A 17344-nucleotide genomic window follows, 5' to 3' on the forward strand; every position below is an offset into this window, starting at 1 on the left:
GATTCCGTACGCTCCGCCCCCCGATCCCACCACGCATGCGCACGCCCCTTCTCGCCCTCGCCGTCCTGCTCGCGCCCGCCGCCGCGGCGCAGCAGTCGACGGTGTTCACCCCGTACGTCACGCCCTACCTCCCGCTCTCGGCCGAGGCCCAGGCCGTCGCCGAGGCCTGCGCCTTCGGGCCGACGGCCGACCCGCTCCGGATGCTCGACAACCCGGCCGTGCTGGCGGGCTTCGCCGATGGCGTCACGGTCTCGGGCGAGCTGTCGCCGCGGTGGCTCGGCTACGACGACACGTCCTCGGCCGCCGTCTCGATCGCGGCCGGCGTGCGCGGCACGCTCGCCGGGCGCCCCGCCTCGATCGGGGTCGGCGTCGCGGTCGGCACCTTCTCGGTCCCCCCGTTCACCGGCGTGTTCGCCCCCGAGGGGCCCACCTCCGACGCGCAGGGTCCCGGCCGCGTCGACTTCGACCCCGGCCTCGACCGGACGGTGGCGCTCGGCGGCGGCGGGGCGGTCGAGGGGCCCGTCCACGTCCGGGCGGGCGCGAGCGTCCGGCGGCTCACCTCCGGCGCCCTGTACGGCACCGTCGGCGACGACGACCGCGCGCGCGCAACGGTTGCCGACCTCGGCCTCGACGTGACCCTCCCGGTCGGGCGCTGGCTCCAGCCCGCTGGCGCCCGCGGCGCCCGGTTCGACGTCGAGCTGACGGCGGGCTACGCCCTGCGCGGCCTGGGCCTGGCCGACTCGGCCCCGACCTACGACCCGCTGTCCGCGTTCGGCGTCACGCCGTCGGGCGCCGTCCAGCGCACGCCGTCGGCCGGGATCCGGCTGCTCACCGCCGTCGAGTTGGACGCGGGAACGCCCCGCGCATACCGCGTTGTCGCCCTCGAGGTGCTCACGGGCGCCGAGGACCCGGGCGCCCAGTTTTGGGGCCTGTCGGCGGCGAACGTGCTGCTCGGCGCGGGCGACGAGAGCGATCAGGTCCTGACGCGGCAGGCCGTCCGCCTATCGCTGGCGGAGACCGTCACACTATCGCTCGGCGCGATGCGCGGGGGGAGCGTGGTCCCGCGCGAGTCAAGCGGCGTCACGCTCAGCGTCGGCGGCGCGCTGCGCGGCATCGGGCGACTCGCCGACAACGCCCTCCCCGCCCGTCTAGGCGAGCGGTTCGACCTCCGCTACACCTACGCCCGCTACACGTTCGGCAACAACTCCTTCGAGCCGTCGCCCGCGCACGGCGTGGTATTGCAGGTCCGGCCGTAGCGCGCGTCCGCCTTACGCCTCGGCCGCCTCGCGGACGGGGCTGGCGGGCGCCAGCTCCGCGCGGATGTCGGTTCGGTCCGGCCGCTCCATCTCGGGCCGCACGATCATCTCACCGAGTAGACCGGCCAGAAACGACTGGGCCCCGAGCAGGATCAGCATCACGCCGAACAGCAGGAGCGGCCGGTCGCCGATGGCTTGGCCAAACACCAGCTTCTCGACCGTGAGGTACGCCAGCACGGCAAAGCCGGCCAGGAACCCGAGCGTCCCGAGCCCGCCGAAGAACGTCATCGGGCGGCGCACGAAGCGCGTCAGGAAGAGGACCGTGATGAGGTCGAGGAAGCCACGGAGGTAGCGCTCAAACCCGAACTTGGTCGTCCCGTGGAGCCGCGGCCGGTGGTTCACGACCTGCTCCTCGATCTTGGTGTAGCCCTCCCACTTCGCCAGCAGCGGGATGTAGCGGTGGAGCTCGCCGTAGACGCGTACGCTCTCGACCACCTCTCGGCGGTACGCCTTGATGCCCGAGTTGAAGTCGTGGAGCGGGATCCCCGACATCCAGCGCGTCACGCGGTTGAAGAACTTCGACGGCAACCGCTTTTCCCACGGGTCGTTCCGCTTCTGCTTCCACCCACTGACCAAGTCGGCGCCCGCGTCGAGGCGGGCGACCATGGCGGGGAGCTCGGACGGGTCGTCCTGCAGGTCGGCATCGAGCGTGGCGACGGTCCGGCCCGTCGCCCGACTGAACCCGGCCGCGAGCGCGGCGCTCTTGCCGTAGTTGCGCCGGAAGCGGACGCCCGCAAACCGCGCGTCTGCCCCGTGTAGCCGATCGATGACGGACCATGAGTCGTCGTCGGACCCATCGTCGACGAACCACACCTCGAAGCTGAGCCCGGCGCCGTCGAGCGCCGCGCGGATCTGGTCTGCCAACTCGGGCAGGCTCTCGGCCTCGCTGTAGACCGGGACGACGACGGAGAGGTCGGGGCGCATAGAGGGGACTGGAGACCAGGGACTAGAGACAGGGGGGAAATCAGGTCTCCCTCAGTCCCCAGCCTCCCAGTCCCCGAGTCTCTAAGTGTCGATCGTCGCGTACTTGGCGTTGCGCTCGATGAACTTGCGTCGGGGCTCGACGGCGTCGCCCATCAGCGTCGAGAACGTCTTGTCGGCGGCCGCCGCGTCGTCGATGGTGACGAGCTGGAGCATCCGGAACTCGGGGTCCATGGTCGTCGACCACAGCTGCTCGGGGTTCATCTCGCCGAGCCCCTTGTAGCGCTGCACGCCGACGCCGGCTGCCCCGCCCATCTCGGCGATGGCCGTCGCCAGCTGGTCGTCGTTCCAGCAGTACACCTCCTTCTTGCCTTTCTTGGCGCGGTACAGCGGCGGGAGCGCGATGTAGATGTAGCCGGCCTCGAGGAGCGGCCGGAGGTAGCGGTAGATGAACGTCAGCAGCAGCGTCCGGATGTGGGCCCCGTCCACGTCGGCGTCGGTCATCAGGACCACCTTGTGGTAGCGGAGCTTCTCGTCGTTGAACTCGTCGGCGCCGGCCGCGATCTGGACACCGAGCGCGGTGACCATGTTCTTGATCTCCTCGTTGTCCAAGATCTTGTCGAGCCGCGCCTTCTCAACGTTCAGGATCTTGCCGCGGAGCGGCAAGATGGCCTGAAAGTGGCGATCCCGGGCCTGCTTGGCCGAGCCGCCGGCCGAGTCGCCCTCGACGAGGTAGAGCTCCGACTCGCTGGGGTCCTTGCTGGCGCAGTCCGCCAGCTTGCCGGGCAGGCCGCCGCCGCCGAAGGCGCTCTTGCGCTGGACGAGCTCGCGGGCGCGCCGCGCCGCTGTCCGCGCCTGCGCGCTCAGGATCACCTTCTGGACGATGATCTTCGACTCCTTCGGGTGGTCCTCCAGCCACTCGCCCAGCTTCTGGCGGACCAGGCTCTCGACCGCGCCCAGCACGTCGCCGTTGCCCAGCTTGGTCTTGGTCTGGCCCTCGAACTGCGGCTCCTGCACCTTGACGCTCAGGACCGCCGTGAGCCCCTCGCGGAAGTCGTCGCCGCTGAGGTTGACCTTGGCCTTCTTGAGGAGCTCGTTCTTGTCGGCGTAGGCCTTGAGCGTGCCCGTGAGCGCGCGGCGGAAGCCGGAGACGTGGGTGCCCCCCTCGTGCGTGTTGATGTTGTTGACGAACGACAGGACGTTCTCCTGGTAGCCCGTGTTGTAGCGCATCGCGAGCGAGACGGGCACGTCGGCGTCCTCGTCCTCAATCGAGATCTCGCCGTCGAACAGGCTCTCGCGCGCCTCGTCGAGGTATTCCACGAACTCCGCCAGCCCGCCCTCGGAGTGGTACGTCTCGACGCCCAGCTCGGGGTCGTCCTCGCGTTCGTCGGTGAGCGTGATCGTGATGCCCTTGTTGAGGTACGCCAGCTCGCGCATCCGCGCCGCGATCGTGTCGAAGCGGTAGACGCGGTCGAAGAAGATGCCCGTGTCGGGCTTGAAGTGGACCGTCGTGCCGGTCTCCTCGCCCTCCGCCATGTCGCGGACGCGCGTCAGTTGCTCGGCCGTGTCGCCCTTCTCGAAGGCCATCGTGAACACGCCGCCGTCACGGCGGACGGTCACGTCGAGCCGGTCGCTCAGCGCGTTCACACAGCTCACGCCGACGCCGTGGAGCCCACCGGAGACCTTGTAGGTGTCCTTGTCGAACTTGCCGCCCGCGTGCAAAACGGTCATCACGACCTCGACGGCTGGCTTGCCTTCTGTCGGGTGCATCGCGACGGGAATCCCGCGCCCGTCGTCGCTGACGGAGATCGAGTTGTCTTGGTGGATGATGACCTCGATGTGGTCGCAGTAGCCCGCCAGTGCCTCATCGATCGAGTTGTCGACCACCTCGTAGACCAAGTGATGCAGCCCCCGAACGCCCACGTCGCCGATGTACATCGCGGGGCGCTTGCGGACGGCCTCCAAGCCTTCGAGCACCTGGATGTTGTTGGCGCCATAGTCCCCGCGCGAGGGGACGCCGTCGCCGCCCGTGTCCGGGGTCGGCAAGGCGTTGGTGGGGGGCGTCGGGGTGGCGCCGTCGGGCGTCGCCGCGTTCTCGTAGGGGCGGTCGGTTCCGTTCGTATCGGACATCTAGCGGGGGGTCGGGGGGCGGCCTCAGACGGCCGGATCTATCGCTGCGTCAATCGGCCCAAAATACGGCCGGACGGGGCGTTTTGCTCAGATTCCTCAACGCTCCACGGCCCCCGCTATTCCCCCTCTGGTGGACGGTTTCGCTCGTCCTCCACGGGCCCGTCGAGCGGCGCCGCAGGCACGGCCACCAGGCCCCTCAGCGACTCGTGCTCGGGCGTATCGAAGCCGTCCAAGCCCAGCCGGACCGTCGACACGTCGCGGCGCAGTCGGAAGCTGCGGAAGAGGCGGTCCCACCACGAGAACAGCGAGCCGTAGTTGGAGTCGGTCTCGGGCTGCCAGCGGCTGTGGTGGATCTTGTGCATCGCGGGCGTCGGGATCACAAGCCGGAGCGCACGGTCGACGCGGTCCGGCAACCCGACGTTCGCGTGGTGGAGCTGGACGACGACGAACATCACCGTCTCGTAGGCCACCAGCTCCCACGCGTAGACGCCCAGGCCCGCGATGACGCCGACGCGCAGGACGGACGACAGCACGATCTCGCCCGTGTGGAAGCGGCTGGCGGTCGTCACGTCCATCTGCGCGTCCGAGTGGTGGACGCGGTGGAGGCGCCACAGGAACGGCACGCGGTGGTTGAGGCGGTGCCACGCGTACATCCACAGGTCGAGCAGCAGCACGGCGCCCACGAGATGCGCCCAGGCGGGCAGGCCGAGCACGTTCAGCAGCCCGACCCCGCTGGTGTCAGCCCACTCGGCGGCGGCCACCCACAGCCCAGCGAACCCGACGGCGACGACGAGCCCGTTGACCGCGCCGAGCGCCAGATTCCGGACCCCGTGACGCGTGCGCGAGCGGTCGCGGAAGGCGTCGAAAAAGGGGTGCGCCGTCTCGGCGAGCAGCAGCGCCGCCAGCACCGCGACGGTGACGGCGGGCTGGATCTGGCGCAGGGCGTCGAGGTCCACTAGGCGATCTCGGCGAGCCGGTCGGTGAGGCTTGCGACGGCGGCGGCGAAGGCAGCGAGCGCGCGTGCCGGCTCGTCGGCGAGCGCCCGGTCTCGCGCCGCACCCGCCTGCCGGCGGACGGCCTCCACGAGCCCGACGTTGACGGCCGGGTACAGGCTTAGCAGCTTCTGGTGGGCGACCGCCAGCGTCCGCCCCACGTCATCGAGCAAGATCCGGTCTTCGAAGGTCTGGGCGAGGGCGGCCGGGCCGCCCGGCGCGCCGACAGCGGCTCGGAGCCGCAAGCGGACGGTCTGCTCCGCCAGCGCGTCGGTGAGGACGCCGAGGTCGGCCCGAGCGGTCGTCTCCGACTCCTGCTCGGTGGCATCCCGCCCGGCTCGGCGGTCGCCGATCTGGATGGCCGCGCCGAACGCCGCACGCGCGGACGCCAGCAGGGCGATGGCGGGGAAGGCATTCATTGGGTACGAGGTACAGGGTACGCGGTATGGCCGAGTCCATAGAGCCGCCCCGTCGAGGTGGCTCCCGTACCCAGGACCCCGCACTGCATACCGTTTTAGACGTTCAGGTAGCGCAGGAAGGCGGCGGCGCGCTCTTCGAGGTCGTCCTCGGCCTCGTCGAAGACGGCCACGACGCGGTAGTCGTAGTGGTCCATCAGGTGGCGGACGCGGGCCGTGTCGGAGACGTTGAGCTTCAACGTCACGCGGACGCGGCTGGCACCGGGGTCGTCCTCCGTCGAGACCGACAGGATGCGGACGCCGTTCTGCTCGATGAGCTGCACGACCTGACCCAGCGAGAAGTCCGTCCGCGCCATGTCCAGCACGACGATCGCGCCGGGCTCCTCGGTCGCCAGCATGTGCGCCAGCTGGCCGAACACGTCTTGGCGAACGACGAGGCCGGCGTACTCGCCCGACTCTTCCAACACGGGCAGCACGCTCAGGCCGTGCTGGCGGAGCAGGTGCGCCGCATCGAACACGTGGGTGTCGGGGCGGATGGACACGGGCTCGCCAGCGACGAGCGCGCCCAGCGGCGATGTGGGGTCGGGGTGCTCGCGCAGAGCGGCCTCGGTGACGATCGAGTCGAGCACGCCCGTCGGGTCGAGCACCGGCAGGTGCGCGACGTGGGCGTCGGCGAGGTCCATCAGCGCATCCGCGACGGTATCCGTCGTCTGGAGCGGCTCGATGGCGCTCAGGAGGGTGGCAACAGTCATGGCAGTGGGGGGACGGCCTGTGGGCAAGCTAGTCGCCTAGCAACTACTGAACGGGCAAATGGCGTACCGCGTCTCGCGAGCGGCCCACAGTGGGCAACCATTCACACCGCGCCCGGGCCCGTTCACCCGATTTAGTCCTCCGGAAGATCAATTTGACGGGCCAGGCGCGACGTCTCCAGACGGGGCCCCATCTCCCGACGCCCCGTCCGCGCCCGCCCAGCGCAAGTTGCCGTACTGCTCCAGCATCCGGTCGAGGTCCGGCGCGTTCTTGGTCGACGCCCGGTACCGGAGCTTCGTCACCGGGACGAGCGGAGCGTCGGCGGCATACGCGTCGTCGGCGAAACCGAATGTCTCCTCGATCACCTCGGCGACCCCGTGGATGTAGGACCGCGCCTTGGGGTCCGAGACCGGCAGCAGCGCCGTCCGCGTCACGTAGTCCGACTCGACCAAGTCCAGCGTCTGCTGGCGCAGGGTGTCGAGCCCGATGCCGCGCGCGGCCGAGATAAACACGGCGTTGTCGTAGAGGCCCTCGAGTTGGTCCAAAAGCCCCGTGTCCTCCAGCGCGTCGACTTTGTTGAACACCATCAGCGTCGGCTTGTCCTGCGCCTCCAGCTCCGCCAGCGTCTCGTTGACGACGCGGATGTGGTCCTCGGCGTTCGGGTGCGTCACGTCGACGACGTGGAGCAGCAGGTCCGCCTCGCGGACCTCGTCGAGGGTGCTCTTGAAGCTCTCCACGAGGGCGTGGGGCAGCTTGCGGATAAAGCCGACCGTGTCGGCGAGCAGGACGCCCTTGTTGGTGTCGAGGTCGACCTGCCGAGTCGTCGCGTCGAGCGTGGCGAAGAGGCGGTCCTCGGCGAAGACGTCGGCGTCGGCGAGCGCGTTCATCAGCGTGCTCTTGCCGGCGTTGGTGTAGCCCACGAGCGCGACGCGCGTCTGGTCGCCGCGGCCCTTGCGCTGGGTGGTCCGCTGGCGGTCGATCTTCTCGAGGTGGTCTTTGAGAACCGCGATCCGGCGGCCGATGAGCCGACGGTCCGTCTCGATCTGGGTCTCACCCGGCCCGCGCATCCCGATGCCGCCCTTCTGGCGTTCGAGGTGCGTCCAGGCCCGCGTCAGGCGCGAGCGCAGGTAGGTCAGCTGCGCCAATTCCACCTGCGCCTTGGCCTGCGCCGAACGCGCCCGGCTGGCGAAGATGTCCAGGATCAAGCCCGAGCGGTCGACCAGCTTGACGTTGTTTTTCTCGGCCTCCATCATCTTCTCCAGGTTGCGCACCTGGACCGGTGACAGGTCGTCGTCGAACACGACCAAGTCGGCGGAGTGCTTCTCGACCGTCTTGCGGAGCTCCTCGACTTTGCCCTTGCCGATGAACGTCGCGCCGTGGACGCGGGGCAGGTTCTGGGTCACGCGCGCGGCCGTGTCGGCGCCGGCGGTGTCGGTCAGGAGTTCGAGTTCGTCGAGGCCGTCGCGGAGTTCGGCGGCCGTCGTGTCGGGCGTGGTCACGCCGACGAGCACGGCGGTCTCTCGGCGACGGGCGGTAATGGGCGTCAAAAGGCGATCTGGGGTTGGAGCCTGTGAACGCGACGACGAGCGGAAACGGTTCGCCCGCCCCGTGAAAGCTGGGAGCGGACGGCCTCCCCCACACGACTCGCTGGCGCTACGCCGTCTGGGGCCGCCAGCGTGCCGCCACGATCGTCTCGGCTACCAGGCACGCCAGCGCGACGGCCAGCAGCCACGTCCACAGCGGCACGCCCGCCGCGTCCTCACTCACGAGCGCCGCCGCGTCCTCGATCACGCGGACCTCGCGGCCGGTCGCGGCCGACAGCCGCCGCGCGGCCTCGTCTGGGTCCAGCGCCGCCGGGTCCGACTCCGCCGCGTCCTCGTTGACGGCGACGACGCGCAGCGTGCGCTCACCCTGGAGCACGCGGTACAGGCCCGCCTGGGCGACCGCGTCGCCCACGTCCAGCACGACCGCGCCTGGGACGGTCCGCTGAGATGGCGTGAGCGCAATGCCGTCGGGCCCGACGAGCGTGAGCGCCGCGCCCGCCTCGACGCCCTCGACGCGCACCGTCCCGCCCTCTCGCGCCACCAGTTCCCCTGTGCCGGCGGCCGTGGACCCAGCAGAGAGGTAGGCAGCCGAGCGGTACAGGAGGGGCACGAACAGGCCCGTCTGCGGCAAGTCGCTCCACCCCAAGTCCGGCGCCACGCCCACGACGAGCGCGCGCCCCTCCCCTCTCCGGATTTCCTGAAGGAGGGGGGCCCCCGCTTGCGTTCCGATCAGCGTCGCCTCGTCGGCCCCGCCCGCCCGGTAGCGCGCCAGCCGATGGATCTCGATGCGCTCGGGGCGCGGACGGGCGTCGTCGAAGACGCCCGCGAAGAGCGGGTGCTCGGTGTCCACGTCGGTCGAGGTACCGAGGGATTCGCCGTCGACGGTACCGACGGTGCCGTCGAACCGGCCGCCACCGAGGGCCGACAGGAGTGGGTCGAGCGCGCCCGGACTGTCGCCGGGGAACGCGAGCAGGCCGCCGCCCTCGCCCACGAACGTCGCCAGTCGCCCCGGATCGGACACGCGCGACGGGCCGACGAGCACGACGGCGTCGTACGCGCCGAGGTCGGCGCCCGCGAGCGCGCCCTCGGCGACCTCGCTCAGCGCCAGCCCGCCCGACTCGGCGGCGACGCCCAGCGCCAGCGACACCAGATCGGCCCGCTGGCCGTCGCCCCGGACCACGAGCACGCGCGGCGGCGGCGGCACGCGCAACGCGAAGTACCGCGCGTCGTCCCACGCCGCGCCGTCGGCCTCGATGCGGACCTCGCCGCCCAGCCAACCGCGGGCGGGCGGGGTGACCGTGAACCGCGCCGTCGACGGCTCGCCCGGCACCACGTCGACCGCCGTCTCGGCCACGCGCTGGCCATCGAGGAGGAGCGCCGCGCCGACCGTCCCCGCCCGGCCGCCGTAGCGGACGACGGTCGCCTCGACCTGCACGGGTCGCCCCGGCTCCACGATCCGGCTCACGATGCGCACGTCCGTCACCGCCGTGTTGACCTGGGCGCGCGCGCCGACCGGCAGCAGCGTCACGTCGACGTCGTCGGGCAGCGCGGCCGAGAGCGAGTCGCCGAACGTCGCCGCCTGGAGGTCGCTCACGACGACGATCTCACGGCGTGGGTGGATGGCGCCCTCCAACAAACTCCCCGCTCGCGCGACCGCTTGCGCCAGCAGTTCGGCCCCCGCGAGCGCGGGCAGCGCCTCGATGGCGTCCAAGACCGGCCCCGCCGTCTCGTAGGGGACGGGCCGGTACCCGCCCGGCGCGGCCGTCGGCGAGAGCGTCCGCTCGTCGCCCCGGCCGGTCGCCTCCACGACGCCGCTCGCGAGCGCCCTGGCCTGGTCGAGCAGCTCGCCCTGAGCGTCGCGCAGCGTCATCGAGCGGCTGTTGTCGAGCACGAGCACGAGGCTCCGCGCCACGCCTTCGGAAAACACGCCGGCGTCGGCTGTCCGCGTCGGCCGCGCGAACGCGAGCACGAGGGCCAGGACCGCGAGCGTCCGCAGCGCCAGCAGGAGCCACTGCTTGATGCGCACGCGCCGCATGGCCGTCGCCTCGATCTCGCGCACGAACCGCAGCGTCGAGAAGTCGACGCGCTCGGGGCGGCGGAAGTTGAAGAGGTGGACCGCAATTGGGATCGCGGCGGCGGCGAGCCCGAGGAGGACGAACGGATTGAGGAAGCCCATGGCCGCCGAACGTAGCCACGCCCGCCGCTCGCGCCCCAGCGCCGCCCGCCTCGACGAGCTTCGGCCTGGGGGACCGGCCGCCCCCTCACGCGAGCGCCCCCGCCGGCCGGAGCCAGCGGGGGCGCGCAGGTCTGTCGTCCCGGTGCGCTATCGCACGACCGTGAGCCGCCGCGTCGCCGCCGCGCCCTCGGACTCGAGCCGGACGAGGTAGACGCCAGCCGCCAGCCGGCCGAGGTCCACGTCGACGGCGACCTCGGCCCCCGGCGCCGCCTGGCCGTCAAACGCTGTCAGGACACGCTGGCCGAGCACGTTGAACAGCTCGACCCGAGCCGGGCCCGCCGTGGCAACGGAGAACGCCATCGTCGCGCGGCTCGTGGCCGGGTTCGGGTGGACGGACCGAAGCGCGAGGACCGCCTCGACCTCGGGACCATCGCCAATGGCGACGGGACGCGAGCCGAGCTCGACCGAGCCGATGTCGTCGTCCGACGTGTTGCCGCCCTGGCCGCCGCGCGGCAAGCCACGCTGGTCGACCACGAACGAGCTCTGGCCGGCGTCGATGGCCGGGCTCCCGTCGATCGGGACGTGCGTCCGGGTCGGCCCTCCGTAGTCGCCGAGCGTACGGAGCATCGGGTCCGCACCCGTGACGTTGCTGGCCGTCAGCCCTTGGACGGTGCAGCCGCTCGTGTTCTGGATGAGGTTGTAGCCGCCCGACTGAAACGTGCCGTCACAGTCGGGGTTGGTCGCCGCGCTGTTCCGCGCGACGATCGTGTTGTTGAGCGAGAACGTGGCCCCCTGCGAGACCAAGCCACCGCCCTCCATCCCGGCGATGTTCTGGAGGACGGTCGTGCTCGCGAGCGAGACGGCGGCACCGCCGTCGTCGTAGATGCCGCCGCCGTCGTCGGCCGCCGTGTTGCCGGAGACCGTCGACTGCTGGACCGTCGCGGAGACGCCACCGGCGACCCACAGGCCGCCTCCCTCGCGGGCGTCGTTCCGCGAGATCGTCGACTGCTGGATGAGGATGCTTGCCGCGCCGCCGGCGTGGATGCCGCCGCCGTTGCCGGGCATGGCCTCGACGATCTCGTTGTCATCGACCGTCGACTTCCGGAGCGTGAGCGAGGTCTCCCCTACGGCGTTGCTCGTCGCGGAGTCATCGAACAACTCAATCCCGGCGCCCGCGCGCTTGGCGGTGTTCCCCACGATGTCGGCGAACGTGAGGCGTGCCGAGGCGCCGTCGGCGACCAGCAGGCCGCCGCCAGAGCCGGACGCCCCAGAGGCCGCGTTGTCCTCGATGGTCGCGTACCGGACCGACACGGCGCCGCCGGTCTCGACGTAGATGCCACCGCCTCCGGTCCCAGCCGCAGCGCCTGTGGCCACGTTGTCGGCGATGCTGGTGTACTCGTCGCGGGCGCCGTCGACCGCGTCGTCGTCGTCGTCGCGGCGGTTGTCCCCGTTGTCGTCGCGCCCGTTGTCGACGCCGTTGCCGTCGGGGTCGCCCGGGCCAGCACCGCCGTTGATCGTGATCGACCCGCTCGTCCAGAGCCCGCCGCCCTCGACGGCCGTATTGCCCGTGACGACGCCGCGCGTGATCGACACGTTGCCGCCACCGCTGTGGAGACCGCCGCCGTTGCCCGGCGCCGCCGTGCCGATCGAGTTGTCGGTCAGCTCGACGTCTTCGAGGTCGACGGTCCCGCCTGCGTCCTCGATGCCGCCGCCCGCCCGGTTGGCCACGTTGCCCGTCACCTCGGCGGTACGGATCGTAAGGTCACCGGCCGAGAACACGCCGCCGCCCGACCCGGCCGTGCCGCTGGCGGTGTTGGCTGAGATCACGGAGTTGGTGATGGTCACCAGGGCCGCCGCGGTCGCGTAGACGCCGCCGCCGCCCTGATCGCTGTCGTCACCCGTTGCCTCGTTGTTCGTGATCACCGGATCGGTGATGGTGGGCAGGGTGACCGGCGTCAGGTTGCTGGGGAGGTCATTCAGGTTGTCGGAGATCACGAGCTCGCCGCTCGTCCAGATGGCACCGCCTTCGACCGCCGAGTTGCCTTCGAACCGGCCGCCGACGATGGTGAGCTCTCCAGCTCCGCTGTGGACCGCGCCGCCGTTGCCCGGGTTGGCCCCAATCGCGACACCGTTGTTCAGGAACGTCGACTGCACGATGGCGACCTCGCCTTCCGCGTCCTCGATGCCACCGCCGGCTCGCTGCGCCTCGTTGTCCGAGATCGTGCTCCTCGACACCACGAGCTCGCCCCCAGCGTTGAAGACGCCGCCGCCCGATCCTGCCGCTCCGGTGGCCGAGTTACCGGTTACGGTCACCTGAGTGAGCACCATCCGGCCGCCGTTGTTGAACAGCGCGCCGCCGCCGTTGTCAGCGCTGGCGCCGCTGGCCTCGTTGTCCGTGAACGTCGTCCCGACGATCGTCATGGTCCCGGTGTTGTTCCAGAACCCACCACCCTCGCTGCTCGCGACGTTGCCCGTCACGGTGCCACCGTCGATGGTGGCCGACCCGCCTTCCGAGATGTGGAAGGCCCCGCCGTTGCCAGGGTTGGACCCGGCCTCATTCTGGTCGAAGGTGACGCGATCAAGGGTCGTGGTCCCCCCGCGAGACTCGATGGCCCCGCCCGCCCGGTTGGCTTCGTTCCGGAGGAACAGGGACAACTGCACGGCGAGCGTGCCACCGTTGTTGAAGACGGCCCCGCCGGACCCCGAGGTCCCGGAGGCATTGCTCACTTGGAAATCGGTCGAGCGCAGGTCGACGTCGCCGCCGTCGTTATAGATCGCTCCGCCCCCGTCCGTCGCCGCGTTCCCGAACGCCTCGTTCCGAAGGAACGACACGTTCGTGGCCGCGAACTTCGCCGAGTCAGCGACGAAGACGGCGCCGCCCCGGGCCGCCCGCCCGCGCCGGAGCTCGAGATCCTCGACCGTGAGCACTTCCCGGACCACAAAGATCTGGAAGAACAAGTTGCCGTCGAGCGCGATTCTCGAGGTTGACGAGGTGGTCCCGTCGATCGAGAGCGTGTCTGTAACGGCGATGGCCCCGCTCTTGAACACGACGGTCCCATTCGAAAGGCCCGGCGCGAAGACAATGCTGTCAGGCCCCTTCTGGCCCGCGACGCACGCGTCGACGACTTTGTCCGTGTTGGCAGCCTGAACGGCCTCCCGGAGAGAGCAGTTGCTGTCGTCGACGACCTCGTCGGCGAGCGTGTCGACGGTGATGATGGCGGCGCTTGCGGCGCCGCTCATGAGGACGGCGGCAGCGAGCGCGAGGGCCCGCAGAGCAGAAGATGTGTGAGAAACGAGGGGCATAGGGGAGGCCTTGAGAAGAGGTGGACCTGAGTGAATGGCGACACGCCAACAGTTTATCGCGGTGTTCCCCCTCCGTGTTCCTCCTATGACTTCCCCGGCCAGGTCACATCGGACGCCCCACGGCCCACAACTGTCACATATACCTGGGCTTGAACCCCACAAACGGAGATGAAACCTTATCCCCCAGGTTCCCCTTCAGCCGAGCCAAGGATGGTTAGAGTGCGGTTCTGGGTTCGCGAGCCCCACTCGTCAGCTGGCGCGTGGCCGTACCCAGAGCGCTGGCGATCCGCACGACGGCGCTGGACCTGGCGCCCGGCGCTCTGATGGGACGGTCTCCACGTGCTGGCCGTGCACGTTGATCACGACCTCTCCGACCGGGCGGCCCCGAAGCCGTAGCGACAGAGACCAGACACCCGTGGCAAATCCGGCCCTGTCGGCCTCGACCGCCCCAGGCTCCCCTTCTTTGATAAGAGTGGGCGACGGCCAGGTGCCTGCCAAGGCCTTCTGCCCCACCCGCGCAGATCCGTGCCACGCCGAGAGAGCCCAGCCCCGCTGAACGAGCCTCAGCTCTCTGACCTAGTCGAGCCGAGGACCGGCCGCTCGGCGCCCACGTCTTCGCGCCCCCCACCCGGACTGACACCACGGTTTCACAGGCCCGCGGCATCTTCGCGTGTCCGCGCCGCGTTGGCTCCGCCTGTCGGCGGCGCCCGTCGACGCCCCGCCCCCACCCCCCACGATGGCGAAGACGACGACCCCCAAGAAGGCCACCGCGAAAAAGACCACTGCGAAGAAGGCTACGTCTCTGAAGGCGCCCGCCTCGGCAAAGGCCCCAAGGCCGAAGGGCTCGGGTGCGGCGAAGAAGGGCTCAGCGGCCGACTCGAAAAACCGGTTCGTCGGTCGGGACTTGGTCGTTAAAGGCGCGCGCCAGCACAACCTCAAGGGCATCGACCTGACGATCCCCAAGCGCCAGCTCGTCGTCGTCACCGGGCCGTCCGGATCCGGCAAGTCGTCGCTCGTCTTCGACACCATCTACGCCGAGGGCCAGCGCCGCTACGTCGAGTCGCTGAGCGCGTATGCCCGCCAGTTCCTCGACCGGATGGACAAGCCGGACGTCGACATGATCACCGGGCTCGCGCCGGCGATCGCCATCGAGCAGCAGACCGGCACCAAGAACCCCCGCTCGACGGTCGCCACCCAGACCGAGGTCTACGACTACCTCCGCCTCCTCTTCGCGCGCGTCGGCACGACGGTCTCCCCGATCTCCGGCGAGGTCGTCACGCGCGACAGCCCACGGTCCACGGCCGACGCTGTGCAAGCCGCTTTGCCCGCGAAAACGCGGTTTTACCTCTGCTTCCCCTTCCCCGCCCACAAGGGCGCCAAGAAGGTCGAGGAGCTCGAGGCCCTGCTGGCGCGCGGCTTTTTCCGCCTCGTCGCCCTGCCGACCGACAAGCAGGCCGCCAAGGGCGCCGCGGCCGAGGTGATCGACCTCAACGAGACACCGCCCGCCGACGTCAAGACACCTGTCGGCCGCCTCCTCGTGCTCGTCGACCGGCTGGCGACCGACGACAAGCCGGCGACCACGAGCCGCATCGCCGACTCCGTCGAGCAGGCTTTCCGCGAGGGCGGCGAGCGGGCCGTCGTCATCACGGCCCCGAAGGAACGTCCGTTCGAGCGGCTCGACTTTTCGGCGCTCTTCGAGCGCGACGGGATGACGTTCGAGGAGCCCACGGCCCAGCTCTTCTCGTTTAACTCCCCGCTCGGCGCCTGCCCCGCGTGTCAGGGCTTCGGCCGCGTCCCCGGCGTCGACCCGGACCTGGTGATCCCCAACCCCGAGCTGTCGCTGCGCCAGGGCGCCCTCGCGCCGTTCCGCTCCGAGCAGTGGTCCAAGCACCAGCGCGCGCTGGTCCGCATCGCCGGGGCGCAGGGCATCGACCTCGACACGCCGTACACCCTGCTCTCGCAAGACACCAAGGACCTCGTCTGGAAGGGCGTCGGCGACTACGTCGGCGTCGACGGCTTCTTCCGGTTCCTGGCCAAGAAGCAGTACAAGATGCACTACCGCATCTACAGCGCCCGCTTCCGCGGCTACACGCGCTGCCCCGCGTGCGACGGCTACCGGCTCCGGCCCCAGGCGCTCCACGTCAAGCTCCGCGGCCCCGCGCTCGGTCCCGAGGGCGACGAGCCGACCTGGTTCCACATCGCCGAGCTCGCCGAGCTCACGACCGCCGACGCCCGCGCCTTCTTCGACGCCGTCGACCTCAGCGACCACGACCGCGAGGTCGCCGGGCGCCTCTTGGAGGAGGTCCGCAAGCGGCTCGGCTACCTCGTCGAGGTCGGCCTCGACTACCTCACGCTCGACCGCCTCGCGATGACGCTCTCGGGCGGCGAGACCCAGCGGATCAACCTCGCGACTTCCCTCGGCTCCTCCCTCGTCGGCAGCTTGTACGTGCTCGACGAGCCCACGATCGGCCTGCACCCGCGCGACAACGACCGCCTGATCGCCATCCTCGAAGGCCTGCGCGACATCGGCAACACGGTCCTCGTCGTCGAGCACGACGAGCAGATGATGCGCCGCGCCGACCAGCTCGTCGACATCGGGCCGGGCTCGGGCGCTTTGGGCGGCGAGCTCATGTTCCAGGGCACCTTCGCCGAAGCTCTCGACAGCACAACCAGCCTCACCGGCGCCTATCTCTCCGGCCGCAAGTCGATCCCGGTCCCCGAGACGCGCCGCCCGGTCGACCCCGAGCGCGTCATCACGGTGCGCGGCGCCCGCCAGCACAACCTCAAGCGGCTCGACGTGTCGTTCCCGCTCGACGGCATCACCGTCGTCACCGGCGTCTCCGGGTCCGGCAAGTCCACCCTCGTCCACTCGACGCTCTACGCCGGCCTCCAGCGCCTCAAGGGCCATGACTTCGAGGGCAAAATCGGCACGCACGACACCATCGAGGGCGCCGACCTCGTCGAGTCCGTCGAGATGGTCGACCAGTCGCCCATCGGTAAGTCGCCGCGCTCGAACCCGGTGACCTACATCAAGGCGTTCGACGCCATCCGCGAGCTGCTCGCGAGCACGCACCAGGCCAAGATCCGCGGCTACCGCTCGGGGACGTTCTCGTTCAACGTGCCCGGCGGGCGGTGTGAGACTTGCCAGGGCGAGGGCGTCGTCCAGGTCGAGATGCAGTTCCTGGCCGACCTCTACCTCGAATGCGAGGCCTGCCACGGCGCGCGGTTCAAGCAGGACGTGCTCGAGATCCGGTTCAAGGGCAAGAACGTCGCCGACATGCTCAATCTCACCGTCGACGAGGCGGTCGCCTTCTTCGCGGGCCAGCGGCGGATCGAGAAAAAGCTCAAGACGCTTCAGGACGTGGGCCTGGGCTACCTCACGCTCGGCCAGCCGTCGAATACGCTGTCGGGCGGCGAGGCGCAGCGCGTCAAGCTGGCGGCGCACCTCAGCAAGACGCACGCCGGCCACACGCTCTACCTCTTCGACGAGCCCACGACCGGGCTCCACTTTGACGACATCCACAAGCTGCTCGGCTCGTTCAACGCGCTCGTCGAGGCCGGCCACTCGGTGATCCTGATCGAGCACAACCTCGACGTCATCAAGGCGGCCGACTGGCTGATCGACATCGGGCCCGAGGGCGGTCGGCGCGGCGGCTTCGTGGTCGCCGAGGGCACGCCCGAGCACGTGGCGACCGTCGAGGCCAGCCACACCGCGCCCTTCCTGCGCGACGCGCTGGGAATGGAGGCTGCGTAAGGGGAGACGACGAACCACGGACAGCGGACGACCTCTCGTGTC

The 17344-nt window shown here is 70.4% G+C and carries 10 protein-coding genes; 2 read left to right on the plus strand and 8 right to left on the minus strand.

From position 1 onward, the window contains the following. Nucleotides 1–35 precede the first annotated feature (35 nt). Nucleotides 36–1256 (plus strand): hypothetical protein, encoded by a 1221-nt coding sequence (locus tag ACLII4_RS02335; RefSeq protein ID WP_412069287.1) that lies wholly within the window; start codon nt 36–38, stop codon nt 1254–1256. Between the two features lie 12 nt (nt 1257–1268). Here ACLII4_RS02335 and ACLII4_RS02340 read toward each other — a convergent pair whose 3' ends face one another. The 8 genes from ACLII4_RS02340 to ACLII4_RS02375 form a co-directional block, all read right to left on the minus strand. After that, on the minus strand, nt 1269–2240 hold the full coding sequence (locus tag ACLII4_RS02340) for a glycosyltransferase family 2 protein (protein ID WP_412069288.1): 972 nt from the start codon (nt 2238–2240) through the stop codon (nt 1269–1271). 81 nt (nt 2241–2321) lie between these two features. After that, nucleotides 2322–4367 (minus strand): DNA topoisomerase (ATP-hydrolyzing) subunit B, encoded by a 2046-nt coding sequence (gyrB, locus tag ACLII4_RS02345; RefSeq protein WP_412069289.1) that lies wholly within the window; start codon nt 4365–4367, stop codon nt 2322–2324. 116 nt (nt 4368–4483) lie between these two features. Further along, nucleotides 4484–5323, minus strand: coding sequence for a sterol desaturase family protein (locus ACLII4_RS02350; protein WP_412069290.1), 840 nt, complete (start codon nt 5321–5323; stop codon nt 4484–4486). Continuing rightward, complete coding sequence (locus ACLII4_RS02355; protein WP_412069291.1) at nt 5323–5778, minus strand: hypothetical protein; 456 nt, start codon at nt 5776–5778, stop codon at nt 5323–5325. The genes ACLII4_RS02350 and ACLII4_RS02355 overlap by 1 nt, the downstream gene beginning before the upstream one ends. A gap of 95 nt (nt 5779–5873) precedes the next feature. Continuing rightward, nucleotides 5874–6527, minus strand: coding sequence for a CBS domain-containing protein (locus tag ACLII4_RS02360; protein WP_412069292.1), 654 nt, complete (start codon nt 6525–6527; stop codon nt 5874–5876). A gap of 147 nt (nt 6528–6674) precedes the next feature. Further along, nucleotides 6675–8072 (minus strand): GTPase HflX, encoded by a 1398-nt coding sequence (hflX, locus tag ACLII4_RS02365; protein WP_412069293.1) that lies wholly within the window; start codon nt 8070–8072, stop codon nt 6675–6677. A gap of 106 nt (nt 8073–8178) precedes the next feature. Continuing rightward, the gene (locus tag ACLII4_RS02370) at nt 8179–10245 is read right to left on the minus strand and encodes a BatA domain-containing protein (protein ID WP_412069294.1); all 2067 of its coding nucleotides are present in this window, start codon (nt 10243–10245) and stop codon (nt 8179–8181) included. A 147-nt stretch (nt 10246–10392) separates the two neighbouring features. Beyond that, complete coding sequence (locus ACLII4_RS02375) at nt 10393–13548, minus strand: right-handed parallel beta-helix repeat-containing protein (RefSeq protein ID WP_412069295.1); 3156 nt, start codon at nt 13546–13548, stop codon at nt 10393–10395. Between the two features lie 736 nt (nt 13549–14284). On the opposite strand from ACLII4_RS02375, the gene uvrA reads away from it, so the two are divergent. Then, on the plus strand, nt 14285–17302 hold the full coding sequence (uvrA, locus tag ACLII4_RS02380; RefSeq protein WP_412070586.1) for an excinuclease ABC subunit UvrA: 3018 nt from the start codon (nt 14285–14287) through the stop codon (nt 17300–17302). Nucleotides 17303–17344: the final 42 nt, after the last annotated feature.

It is taken from the genome of Rubrivirga aquatilis, from assembly GCF_046845665.1.
GTDB lineage: Bacteria > Bacteroidota > Rhodothermia > Rhodothermales > Rubricoccaceae > Rubrivirga.

Coding starts and splice junctions, on each gene's coding strand:
- ACLII4_RS02335 (WP_412069287.1), top strand. CDS start 36: ATGCGCACGCCCCTTCTCGCCCTCGCCGTCCTGCTCGCGCCCGCCGCC.
- ACLII4_RS02340 (WP_412069288.1), bottom strand. CDS start 2,240: ATGCGCCCCGACCTCTCCGTCGTCGTCCCGGTCTACAGCGAGGCCGAG.
- gyrB (WP_412069289.1), bottom strand. CDS start 4,367: ATGTCCGATACGAACGGAACCGACCGCCCCTACGAGAACGCGGCGACG.
- ACLII4_RS02355 (WP_412069291.1), bottom strand. CDS start 5,778: ATGAATGCCTTCCCCGCCATCGCCCTGCTGGCGTCCGCGCGTGCGGCG.
- ACLII4_RS02360 (WP_412069292.1), bottom strand. CDS start 6,527: ATGACTGTTGCCACCCTCCTGAGCGCCATCGAGCCGCTCCAGACGACG.
- ACLII4_RS02370 (WP_412069294.1), bottom strand. CDS start 10,245: ATGGGCTTCCTCAATCCGTTCGTCCTCCTCGGGCTCGCCGCCGCCGCG.
- ACLII4_RS02375 (WP_412069295.1), bottom strand. CDS start 13,548: ATGCCCCTCGTTTCTCACACATCTTCTGCTCTGCGGGCCCTCGCGCTC.
- uvrA (WP_412070586.1), top strand. CDS start 14,285: ATGGCGAAGACGACGACCCCCAAGAAGGCCACCGCGAAAAAGACCACT.